Consider the following 11975-nt stretch of genomic DNA (forward strand, 5'->3'; position numbering starts at 1 on the left):
TTCTACTTTTTCGGTTCGCTTTTTGCGCTATAGCGCTTGTCCCATTCCGCTAAAATCTTATCACGCTCAGTCGCTGCTTTATTAAAATCATAAGGAATGAGTTGCTTTAACGGATCTTGAGTATACCCTTCCGGAATGCCCTGTCCTTCATTTTTCACACTAACAATCGCAAAGTTCTTGTTGTATTCTTTCATCGCTTCACCGCTAATCGCCCAATCAAGAAATAGCTTCGCTTCCGGCTTGATCTCCTTCTTTTTCACCAGCGCATTTGCCTCCAGATCCCATCCAGAGCCCTCTTTCGGGAATACAACTTCCACCGGCGCTCCTTTTTTCTTCTCCGTAATCCCACGATAACCAAAGGAAATCCCGATTGGATATTCCCCTTGCGCCGCCATTTTCGCTGGCTTGGAACCGGAATGCGTATATAGCGCAATATTTTCATGCAGCTTATCCATGTACTCCCATGCCTTTTGCTCCCCAAGCAATTGATGTAAACCTGAAACCGTCAGAAACCCTGTGCCGGAAGAAGACGGGTTCGGCATGACGATTAACCCTTTGTATTCTGGCTTAATTAAATCAGCATACGTTTGCGGAATCGGAAGCTTACGCTTTTCTAACTCTTTTGTATTTACAATTATCGCTGTTTCCCAAGCGTCAATTCCCACCCAATGCGCAGGCTCTGCTTTATCTTTAAACTGTGGAACAATACGTTCAATTCCTTTTGGTGAATAACCTTCCAGCATTTGATTTTGATCTAACACCAGCAGGCTTGTCGCTGCTGTCCCCCACACAACATCCGCTTGCGGATTTTCTTTTTCCGCGAGAAGCTTAGCAGTAATGACACCAGTCGAGTCGCGCACAATATTCAGTTTAATATCAGGATATTTTTTCTTGAATGATTCCAAATACGTTTGAATTTGGTCATCTTCTAGTGCCGTATAGATCGTTAACTCTTTTGCTTTTCCTTCCCCATTTCCCTGCGTTTTTTCTCCCGTCGTTGCCTTTCCACCGCCGCATCCTGTCAAGATAGCTAACAGCAATAGCGTCATCACCAGCAACAGCTTGCTCCATCGCTTCATCTTTTTCTCCCTCGCTTCGTTTTATCAAATTTGTAATTGCTTGACACCTCTCACTATAAAGAAGAAATGTTAATCTAATATTAATTCCACATTAATTTTTGTTTGTTTCGTTGTTTTTACCTGTTTTTAATTTGTTTTTCTCTTTTCCTTTCACCTTGGTGTGTTACCATTCGTGTTAATTAAATGTAAAAAAACTCGCAGACATGCAAAAAAAGTTTTTGGCACGCACTGCGAGTTTTTGTCTGATGTGAAAATATTCATAGAAAAAAGAGTGTCTCTTTGCAGCTTGTAGACCTGTCTGAAAGTTAGACTTTGTCTACAATCAAAGAGTGACTTCTTTAATTGTTTACCTTTATTTCCTGTTATCGTAACCTCAGTTTTGGAACAGGAAGTTGAATGATAAAGCCTTCTGGAGCCATGTTAATAGCGTTTTGAATAGCAGCGGTATCATCTTGTACTCCATCAAAATTCGCCTCATAATCAGAACCATTAATTACGGTTTTAGCTTGGACTTTCTCTTGAAAAAGACATGCATTCAACACAAAAATCATTAGCCCAAGAGTGATAAAAAAGTATTTATTCATCATTGAGCCATCGCAAAAGAAACGGGGCATTGCTTCCAGACTGTACGAAAGTACGCAAACAAAGTGAGAGATGAATTTCGGAAGAATGTTAAAAGCTGTGCTATCGATCAGCTAAAGCCAGTGTGCTTTCAAACGGCATTTTCTGTCATGAAAAAGCGCAGAAATCATGAGCCGGTTTGTACGGGAACGTCCGGATGATCTATAACTGTCAGCAAATTCTCGGCCGCCGTTCTTGGATGTGCAGGCGGAATTTGCTCCGGATAACCGATTTGTAGCAAACCGACGATGCGCTCGTCCCTTCCTACACCCAGCTTTTCTTTCACATCCTCTTCCTGCAAAAATGGATTCGTTCGCCATAAAACGCCAATCCCTATTTCCCATGCCGCTAACTGCAAATTTTGAATCAAAGCACTGGCAGCGGCAAAATCCTCGTCTCTCTCATGTTCGTTCGGATGAAGAGGCATGACGACAAGCAGAAGCAACGGAATACTTTTAAAATAATCCATTCGCTTATTAACGGTCTCCACATCCATCTTCAAAGGACCATGAATTAAAAACTCGCTGATCGCATTTGTTAATACAGTCTTTCCACTATCCTTAAAAACAATGAAGCGCCACGGTTCCCGTAGTCCATGATTGGGCGCCCATACCGCCACATTAAGCAGCTCATTCAGAATCTCAAGGGACACCGAATCAGATTTGAATTTTTTTATCGTTCTTCGCTCCTGAATGACAGTTGCTACTTTTCCTTTCGCTATTGAATGATTCATACATCCACACCTCTAATCAATAATAATTATCATTATCATATAAAACATTAGTCTCTCAGTCAAGCTTAGAGTGTATAGCACACGTTCTAATATCCGGAGACAGTCGTTTTTGGGCTTCTGACAGAAAACGATCATAACGAGCGAGCCAGTATTTTGCTTCTCCTCAGCTGTCACATGGTCACCGTTAAAGGATTGTTATTCTCGTCAACGGTATACAAATCTTTTATCAAGATATAGATGTCAATGCAAACCGTACGCCGCGGCTGATCAAGACCGGCAGCACCGATATATGGCCCTCCTCCTCGAACTCTTTGAACTCTACGTGCACTCCACAGTCTGCGAAGGCAGATAGACGTTCTGAAAGCTCCTTCGCGTTTTCGTTCATGCGACTCTTATGTGATTTTTCTAGCTCTCCCGCCGCGATCATGAGGCTAACATTTATACTTTCCTGCTCCAGAAAGGAAACGAATTGCCGCTCCGCTTCAAAAATGAACGACTTGTTCCAATGAATGGAGGGGCTGCCCGCGACATACGTTTGAAAAGCATGCGGATGAGTAAAAAGCACTTGCAACACAAAGAGACCACCAAGTGAATGGCCAAAGATAGTTTGTCTACTTTTATCAATTTTGAACGTGCGCTCGATCTCGGGTTTCAGATCCTCTTCGATGAATCGCAAAAATAATTCTGCTCCTCCGAGCTCCGGCCATGCTCTTCCGTCAGGGCTTTTGGGCAGCTCTTCAGCTGGAGTCGGCAGAGTAAAATCGTAATAACGTGCGGAATCAAACGGGGCTTCGGTCTGATAGCCAATCCCAACGATAACTGCCGGAACAACTCCGGTCTTCTCGTGCGCACGCGCCTGTACGCGCACAGTCTCTACCATCGTTCCAAATACAGAGTTGGCATCCAGCAAATAGATCACCGGATATCCCGAGGGTGGCGGAGCCTCATTGGGCTTAGCGACAAAGATTCGATATTTACGGTTGTGGACGCTAGAATGCAGCTCCCACTGTTCTGTATGCGGTATTGTAACCTCACTGCCTGCAGTATGTTTGACCGGCGTTTCAATCTGCTTGATTATCTTGCGAGCCATTGTTAGCATTTCCTCCCCTAATCCTAATAGAATCCTTTAAACTTTTCTCAATTAGCTCCGCCCCTTTTTCCTGTAAAGCAAAAAAATAAAATACGGAACGCCAATGATTGCAGTGACGATACCTACGGGCAATTCTGCCGGGGCAAAGACCGTCTTGCTGATATAATCAGAGATCATCACTAACAGTGCCCCGACAACTCCGCATACTGGAATGATTCGTCTATGTGCATTGCCGACAAGATACTTCGCGATGTGAGGGGCCATCAGACCAATAAATCCGATCCCCCCCGATACGGATACACATGCGCTCACAATGCCGATACTGCTTAATAAGAGCACCGCTTTTTCTTTTTGCGAGGCTACACCCACGCTTATGACGCTGTCTTCATCCAATTGAAATAAATCCAGAATATATGACTTGCTCACAATGACAGGAACAAGAAGTACAAACCATGGAAGAATAGAAATGATATATTTCCAATTGGCATTGTAAATGCTGCCCGAATTCCATACCACTGCCATCTCAAAGTCGTTAGGATTCATTTTCAATGTCAGATAAAGCGAAACAGCCCCTAAGCCTGATGCTATTGCAATACCGGTCAGCAAGAGACGTTGCGATTCCAGCTTTCCATTCTTCCAAGAAAACAGGTAGATAAGGAACGCTGCGAGAAGCCCGCCTATCAAGCCAAATAGCGGCATCGCCAGAATAGACGTCCATTCGTCTCCTTTACTTTGTCCTTGATAAAAAAACAAAAAAATGACCATAGCTGCACCTGCGCCCGAGTTAATTCCCAGAATCCCCGGATCAGCCAATCCGTTTCTCGTAATGCTCTGAATGACAGCCCCTGCGATGGCCAACCCCATTCCAACCAGCATGGCGATGATGATTCTTGGCAGACGAAATTCAAAAATGACCAAGTCCTGATCAGGCTGCGAATCCATTCGCAATAATGTCCGAATAATATCCATGACCTTAATATCAAAAGCGCCGCTCGTCAAACTCATATACATAGTAACTAACATCATGGCAATACCGATAACTAACGCGATGACATAGCGACTTCTAGAAACATTATTCACGCGTCCCGCCTCCCCTCGTTCTGATTAAATAAAGAAAAAAAGGAACGCCAAGGAGAGACGTGACCACACCAATCGGCATCTCGAACGGATAATTAAGGAATCGGCTGAGCACATCACACAGTGCAAGAAAGAGTCCTCCAAGCACCCCGGAGCATGGAATTATCCATTTATAATCGGCACCTGTCAAAAAACGGGCGATATGAGGTACGATAAGCCCTACAAATCCAATCTTCCCTACAAGCGCCACCGAGATGCCCGTCAAAATGACAACGCTGAATGTAGCAGCAAACTTGATCAGCGTCGTTTTTTGCCCCAAGCTAACGGCAATCTCTTCACCAAGAGATAGAACAGAAATGGATTTGGAAAGCTGGATTGCCATCACAATGCCGACCACGGCAAAAGGGATCGCGAGCTTAATCAGTTCTGGATCCATCTGGTGCAGCCGCGCATTGTACCAAAAGCTGATGTTTTGCGAGACTTGGAAATAGGTCGATAACGCTGCGGAAATGCTGCTTAGAAACGTACCGATGATCGTACCTAAAATCGCCATCCGAACCGGCGAGAGCCCTCCGGGAAGCAGAATTGCCATCCCGAACACGAGGACGATGCTAAGCGCCGATCCCATAAAAGAGTACAGAATCATTTCTATAGACGAAGAATTCGGCATAAAGATCATACAGATCGTAATCGCAAAAACCGAGCCGTCAGAAACCCCCATAATAGAGGGAGATGCAAGATAATTTCTTGTCATACCCTGCATAAGCGCTCCTGAAATGGCCAGAAAAGCTCCAATTAACAGAGCCCCGACCACCCTTGGGAATCTGGAATGCATAATAATCTGGTGATTCACATTTCCTGGATCAAAAGAGAACAACGCATCACGAATCGTGCTTATCTCTATGTTCTTGGCTCCATATAAAATCGACAAAAGAATCGTAAGTACAATGAGAAATGGTGAACTCCATAGGATCAGGGCAGATGGAGAAATCCTTGATCGCATAGCGCTCTACTCACTTTGTTTGAACTAATTTGCTGCTTTTAATGGCTTCCAAGAAGGCAATTTTACTGTAAACCGTACCGCCCTGAAGAGTCGGATCGACCAAATTGACAAACACGTTGTCATTTTTTACTGCATTGATGCTTTTCCAAATCGGATTTTTTTGCAAATCTTCAAGCACCTTAGGTGTGTCTTTATTCTCAGCTTCCGAGAATTGAACAAAAAGGTAATCCGGGTTCATCTCAGACAGCTTTTCAAGAGAAATCACTTGTTGAGCCTTCGCTTGCTTCACTTCTTTCGGAACCATAGCCCCCAGATCGGAATATACTGATGGATTAAAGAACACATTTTCAGGATAGATCATGATGCTGCCTGCCCGCACCCTCATAACCAGAACGTTCTTGTCTTTAAAAACAACTCCGATCTTTTCTTTAAGCCCATGAACCTCCTCATTGTACTTTTGCAATGCCTGTCTGGCTTGCTCCTGCTTCCCTGTAAGCTCAGCCAACAAGTTTAGGTTAGATTCCCAATTAGTGGAAATGTGTGAGACGGGGATCGTTGTGGCTATCTTGTTCAGTTTTTCCACTGTTTCGGCAGGAAACTTAGTGCTGGCCAGAATAACATCCGGCTTAAGCTTCAGGATGGTTTCCATATTGGGCTGAGTCTTCTCCCCGACCCCTTCCGCACCTTCGATAATCTTGGCAAACAGTGGCGCGAACCTGCCGCCGGTTGTCATAGCTCCCACAGGTTTAACGTCAAGTACCAGCGCATCTTCCATTGATTCCACCGACCCGGTAATGACAATTTTTTCTGCTTTCACTGGAACGCTGTACTCTTTGCCTAAGTAATGAATGGTTCTCATTTCGTTTGTAGCGTTCACCGTATTCTTGGAAGAATTGTTTTCAGACATGCCTTTGCTTTGCGAACTCGTCGTTGCAGCGGTTGCTGGCTTGGCCTCCTCTTTCGCTCCGCAAGCTGCCACCCCAAACATCATCATACCTGCCAAACCTAATGCCCATACTTTCTTATTCATTCTACTGCTCCCTCTCTACTGTCATATCATTAGAAGCATCCCTGTAGGAGCTTCCGTAAATTATGTGTTAAAACCTTGTCATTTGCATGCTGCACTGTACTCTCCGTAATGAAGACATTCCACCTCCAGACGGACAATCCTGAAAGCCTATGTACTCTTTCTTAATAAGCAAACAGGTGTTATGACATTCCTCCTAAATAATGAACTCCGACTCTTTTTTAAGAATCATTATCATTTCAATGATAATGATTCTCATTAAAATTATAAACTACGACTTTCACAATCGAACATGGACAATATCCAGAATTAATTTGGACAATCTCCATAAAACGCGGCATCAGAAAAGGGCTCTCTAAACGGCCTGAAATAGTTGCTTCAACAGGTCATCCACTATTCGTTCACAGGCATACGCAGAATATTCCCGCCATGGATCGGAGGAAATTAAATATACATGGTTCCTGCGGACGGCTTTCAAGTCTTGCCACAGCCGGGAAGTTTGCAGCAATTGCCATTGGTTCAATGATTGCGGTTCCTGGCATATATTCAGTAGAATCCGATCAGCATCCATTTCCGCTAATTGCTCCAAGGTGACAGCTTGTTTGTATTCAGCATCATTGAATCGAGGCACCATATTCAGCTGTAAATCATCGTATAACACATCTTTCATCCCGCGGGCGGGGCAAAGATAATAACTTTTCTTATGAATACTCATAATGAGCATGGTGTCGTTTCCTAATTCCCGATTCAGTCGTTCTCTGGCAGACTTCACCTTATGCTCATAGTTATCCAGCCAGTAATCCGCTTCTCGCGCAGCTCCAAGGAATTGCGCCGTCAGCTGAAATTGCTCCCGCCAATTCTTTTCTTTCCAGGGAATGTAAAATACTGGTGCAATTTTTTCCAGCTGTTTCTTCTCATTGGGATGCAGATTGTCCTTGTCGCATATCACAACATCCGGTTGAGCAACGTTCAGCGCCTCAATATTGGATTCCCAGTCTTGATTGAACCGGTATGCGCTGAGATGCAGCGGAATATCTGTCCGATACATTTTGTGGTAGTAAGCTGTCCATTTCGGGTGAAGCGGAGCGGCATAGGGAATGATGTTGAGCGCAAGCATTTGGCCGAGAATCGCAGACGTATAAGCTACGATTTTGCGACGACGATTCTTCATATAGACTGTAGGAGATACCCCTACCTCTTTTTTAAATTTGCGGCTAAAATAAAATTCATCATTATAGCCCACTTGATGAGCGATATCGCGCAGCCGGGCATCCGATTGTATCATCATCTTCTTGGCATTGTTGAGCCTCACTTCCGTTATATAATCGATCGCGCTTTTACCGTACGTTTTTTTAAATAAGTCGACGTAATATTTAGGGCTAATATCCGCCATGCGAGCCAAGAACTCAATCGTCAGGCTTTCGTTGTAATGGCTGTCGATATAGGCCTTGGTGCGATCCAGCGCTGTTCGCTGGTCTGACTCAGGAAAAAGCCGAATATTTTTCAGCAGCCAATACAGCAATTCCTGAAATGCGGACTGCCCACGAAACCGTTCCAATGAATGTTCACTGCGGCAACTCCTGTACATCAACTCGCATAACATAACCATCTGGGTATCTTGATAAATCGGAAGCTCTCTTTGCAGTGGGAACGCTTCTCTCGAATCCGAATCCCAAGATACATCAAATCTGATGACATATAGCTCCCCCCTCTCCCCTTCCTCTGTAGATATTCCAATGGTTTGTCCGGGTAAAGCGAAATGAACGGCATCCTGTCTCAATCGGTAATCCGTATAATCGATCGTCAAACGTCCCTCGCCGTTCTTTACTATAATCAAGACATGCGACTCAATGAGTTGTTGCTCTATCTGTCCGACACGCACTAATTCGATGCTTCGCAATTTACACCAAAGATCGTCCAAAAAAATAGACGTATGTTCTTTATCAATACGTGGATTTAGCAATATGGACACCTCTATCCAATACGAAAATGATAATCATTATCATATTGATAAATTAACATAGAGTACGAACAACGATCAAACAGATTCAAGATACAAAAATAGATCTGTCTCTCTGCGAGACCGATCTATTATGCTCAGTGGCTTAATCTGTGTCCTTTTCTCCTATCTTGGCCTCCCCTGCAACAGCAGATTATTGGCTTGCATCGCGAGGTGGAGGCTTCTCCAACGAGAGTCATTTTACCAAGCTATCAAGCTTGTTTTATGCTCTATATCGGAAGCATGTTAAAATTCTTCTCGCCATAGTTTTCGAGGTATGATGTGGAGAAGGTAACTCATTTGTGACTGAGTAGCCCTCTCCAAAAAAGAAACCTTGAAAGGCATAAAGCCTATCAAGGCTGAAAATAGTAATCATCTAATCAACTAATATAGATATGAATGTCGAAATTAATACGTTCATTAATAGGATGACCCACAATCGGAAACAAATCCGACAATGCGGCGCGGTAGAAAGCTAATGATTGCCGTCCCTTTGAAATAAAATCGTTACAAGGTAAATGATAATATGTAACGAAGCAACGCCATTACCACGATCCCTGTCATGACCGTGGCAAGCAAACTTCGAGTAAAATAAGCGACAGCAAACGCTGGCAGGGCGGCAATGAGCCCAGTGGGCGACGGCGAGAAAGATCCGTTCGAAATAAGCAGCTCTTGGGCCAGCAAGGCGGACATAACGGCAATCGGAATATGATTAAGCCAGCGAAGCACCCAATCCGGCAAACGAATCCGGCTCAGCACAACGAGCGGTAAAACCCTTGGTATGAAAGTAACAAGTGAGGCTCCCAGAAGCATCCATAGAAAACTCCATCTCACTTCCATTTCTCGATCCACACCCCTATATTTGCAGCGATAATGATAGCGATCAATACTCCAGCGTTTTCGGATACGAAAACAGTTCCAGCGATCGCTATAACGACTGCACTGATCGCAACGACCAGATCAACGCCAAACTTTGAACGTTCTATCAATTGTAGCATGAATAAGCCGATAAACATGGCAGGTAAAGCGAAATCCAGACCGAACTTCTCCGGCGAAGTGAGCCATTGGCCAAAAATCCCTCCAGCCATATTGGCTAGCAACCAGTTGAGATAACCGGTAAAATTTAAACCGAACATCCATCGGTCACTTCCCCTTGCCTTTCCAGACAGCCGAGTAGCGGCAACGCCAAACGTTTCGTCCGTTAATTGAGATCCGATCAAGACGTTTTTCCATACAGGCAGATGACGATAATAAGGGGCGATCGCCGCACTCATTAGAAGATGGCGCAAATTGACAAAAAACACGGTGAAAATAATAGCTGTAGCCGGGTTACCTGCTGCCATCATCCCGGCAGCGATGAACTGAGCCGAACCAGCATACAACAGTAAAGACATTAGAGCAATTTCAGCCAAGGACATACCGGCCGTTTTCTCCACCACGCCAGCAGCAAATCCGATGCTCAAATAACCTAATACCGTGGGCAAGCAATCCTTCACACCTTGAATAAAACTTTCGTCGTTACTTGTCGGGTAATCCAAGTAAACTTCTTTCTCGCTCATGATTCCTCCATTGAGAACTTTTCTATATAAGAAGTTATTGTTATAAACACTAACATGCATGTGTTAAAAAACGGTTCTCTGCTAGTCGAACCGTTTTCCCCTCACGACATAAACCAAATCGGGGTTATTTCGCCAAAGTGCATCCAACCTTTCTGAACCAAACTCAGCGGTAATTTCTTCGATCATAATGTCGTGTCGAATATATTCTGTCGCAACTAATACGAGCACCGGATCGTGTGTCTTAACTGCCCAAGAGGTGGATTCATCCGAAAAATTGGCGATTAACACTTCTTGGCCGTCTCGGGCTACAATCGTCAAATGGCCGTTCGTCCGCTCTTTTACGACTTCAGGCGTCATGTAATCATGGTGAAAGGTTGCCCCGATTTTTATGTCCGGCGCCCCGAAAAGAACGGAGAAGACATGAACCCCTTCCCGAAGATGTCGTTCTACCGCCTCTTGAATCATCGGAACTTGCGGTTCCCAGACGGAAAGCCATAACTCCTTTTCGGCCCTGCCGATCATCTCTGTCATTTCATTCAAGACCAGTTCGTCGCTGCGAATATGCCATATCACGTCCATTTCCCGTTCCTGCTGCAGCATGGTCAGTTTTTTCTCTAAATAGGAAAATGAGCGATCGAATTGTTTCCTCAACCGGTCGATTAACTTATCAGCGGGTACCGGGGAGTATTTTACCGGTTCGGAAGGGACAAGATGGACAGCGCCTTTGTCCATCAGTTTCCCCAACACCTCGTAAATCATTGATCGAGGCACGCCTGAACGCTTGCTGATTTCATATCCTGTTACCGGATGAACCTTGAGCAGACTAACGTAAGCTTTGCACTCATACAGCGAAAAACCAAACTTTTGCAGTTCCTTAAAGATTTCCTCCATATATCACACACCCAATCATTACGTTCGTGTTCATGACCGTACCTCCTGTGGAGCATGAATAATTCTCACTTCCAGGCGCTTGTTGTTTTTTCCTTTGCTTTTTACATTGGTAATCTCCATTTGACCAATTTCTCTGGTACGTTTCACATGCGTACCTCCGCATGCTTGTTCATCGACAGAATCAATAGAGACAAGACGGACATGGGTAACAGAGGGCGGAAGCAGGCTGACCATCGTCTTGATCATGCCGGGAATATTTTCTGCTTCCTCCCTGCTTACCGTGCGGTACGAAATCGGATAATCCGAATCAATTATGCGATTTGTTTCTTCCATGACGTCGTTAAGCTGCTCCGGTGTCAAATCGTGAAGCTGGTTAAAATCAATGCGGGCTCGGTCAGGATAAATTTGATTACCGGTACACAACGCGCCGTACTTTTTGTAAACGACCGCGCTGAGTACGTGCAAAAGTGTGTGGTGCCGCATCAGTCCGTAGCGGCGCTCCCAGTCAACTCGAGCAAAGACAGGGCCCTTTTCCAATTTCTCCGCATTTCTCACATAGTGAACAATTCGCCCCCCTTCCCGTTTCACCCGGTAGACCTCAAACATCTGCTCGCCTTGTACGAGCATGCCAGTGTCATGCTCCTGCCCTCCCCCTGTAGGATAAAAAACGGTTTGATCCAAAATTACCTTGTCCTCCGCGATTTCTAAAACGGAGGCTTCACATTCCCTTCGATAGCTGTCGGTCAAAAATAATTCCTTCGTCAAGGGTCATCTCCCTTTCTCTTTCGGAGTTATTATACTAACTACTTAAAATGAACGGAAGAAAAACGGCTCAACACGAAGTGAACCGTTTTTCGGGCGACTCTATGTATATCACATAGCTACACTTGTCAAAT

12 protein-coding genes are annotated in these 11975 nt (G+C 44.6%); all 12 read right to left on the bottom strand.

Annotation, left to right across the window (positions count from 1 at the left end; translation table 11 throughout):
* Window positions 1-2: 2 nt before the first annotated feature.
* The 12 genes from K3F53_RS10135 to K3F53_RS10190 all read right to left on the bottom strand — a co-directional run bounded on the left by K3F53_RS10135 (window position 3) and on the right by K3F53_RS10190 (window position 11844).
* A complete protein-coding gene (locus K3F53_RS10135) occupies window positions 3-1079 on the bottom strand; it encodes a putative 2-aminoethylphosphonate ABC transporter substrate-binding protein (protein ID WP_220558930.1) in 1077 nt (358 codons plus the stop codon).
* 362 nt (window positions 1080-1441) lie between these two features.
* Window positions 1442-1666, bottom strand: coding sequence for a hypothetical protein (locus K3F53_RS10140; RefSeq protein ID WP_057898709.1), 225 nt, complete (start codon window positions 1664-1666; stop codon window positions 1442-1444).
* A gap of 161 nt (window positions 1667-1827) precedes the next feature.
* Complete coding sequence (locus K3F53_RS10145) at window positions 1828-2433, bottom strand: nitroreductase family protein (protein WP_057898708.1); 606 nt, start codon at window positions 2431-2433, stop codon at window positions 1828-1830.
* 226 nt (window positions 2434-2659) lie between these two features.
* Window positions 2660-3523 (bottom strand): alpha/beta hydrolase, encoded by an 864-nt coding sequence (locus tag K3F53_RS10150; RefSeq protein WP_220558931.1) that lies wholly within the window; start codon window positions 3521-3523, stop codon window positions 2660-2662.
* Window positions 3524-3574: 51 nt separating this feature from the next.
* Entirely contained in the window at window positions 3575-4549 is a 975-nt protein-coding gene (locus tag K3F53_RS10155; protein ID WP_057900306.1) for a FecCD family ABC transporter permease, read from the bottom strand.
* Window positions 4550-4595: 46 nt separating this feature from the next.
* Window positions 4596-5603: a FecCD family ABC transporter permease gene (locus K3F53_RS10160; RefSeq protein ID WP_057898706.1), complete on the bottom strand. Its 1008-nt coding sequence runs from the start codon at window positions 5601-5603 to the stop codon at window positions 4596-4598.
* Between the two features lie 10 nt (window positions 5604-5613).
* The gene (locus K3F53_RS10165) at window positions 5614-6633 is read right to left on the bottom strand and encodes an ABC transporter substrate-binding protein (RefSeq protein ID WP_057898705.1); all 1020 of its coding nucleotides are present in this window, start codon (window positions 6631-6633) and stop codon (window positions 5614-5616) included.
* Window positions 6634-6985: 352 nt separating this feature from the next.
* Entirely contained in the window at window positions 6986-8596 is a 1611-nt protein-coding gene (locus tag K3F53_RS10170) for an AraC family transcriptional regulator (protein WP_057900305.1), read from the bottom strand.
* Window positions 8597-9136: 540 nt separating this feature from the next.
* Window positions 9137-9469: an AzlD domain-containing protein gene (locus K3F53_RS10175; protein WP_057898704.1), complete on the bottom strand. Its 333-nt coding sequence runs from the start codon at window positions 9467-9469 to the stop codon at window positions 9137-9139.
* Window positions 9460-10188 carry an AzlC family ABC transporter permease gene (locus K3F53_RS10180; protein WP_220558932.1) on the bottom strand — a complete coding sequence of 243 codons (729 nt, stop codon included), beginning with the start codon at window positions 10186-10188 and terminating at the stop codon, window positions 9460-9462. Before K3F53_RS10180 ends, K3F53_RS10175 begins: the two co-directional genes overlap by 10 nt.
* Window positions 10189-10269: 81 nt before the next feature.
* Window positions 10270-11079 carry a TrmB family transcriptional regulator gene (locus K3F53_RS10185; protein WP_057898702.1) on the bottom strand — a complete coding sequence of 270 codons (810 nt, stop codon included), beginning with the start codon at window positions 11077-11079 and terminating at the stop codon, window positions 10270-10272.
* Between the two features lie 30 nt (window positions 11080-11109).
* Window positions 11110-11844: an alanyl-tRNA editing protein gene (locus K3F53_RS10190; protein ID WP_057898701.1), complete on the bottom strand. Its 735-nt coding sequence runs from the start codon at window positions 11842-11844 to the stop codon at window positions 11110-11112.
* Window positions 11845-11975: the final 131 nt, after the last annotated feature.

Origin of the sequence: Aneurinibacillus thermoaerophilus (genome assembly GCF_019603355.1) — a bacterium.
Classification (GTDB): domain Bacteria; phylum Bacillota; class Bacilli; order Aneurinibacillales; family Aneurinibacillaceae; genus Aneurinibacillus; species Aneurinibacillus thermoaerophilus.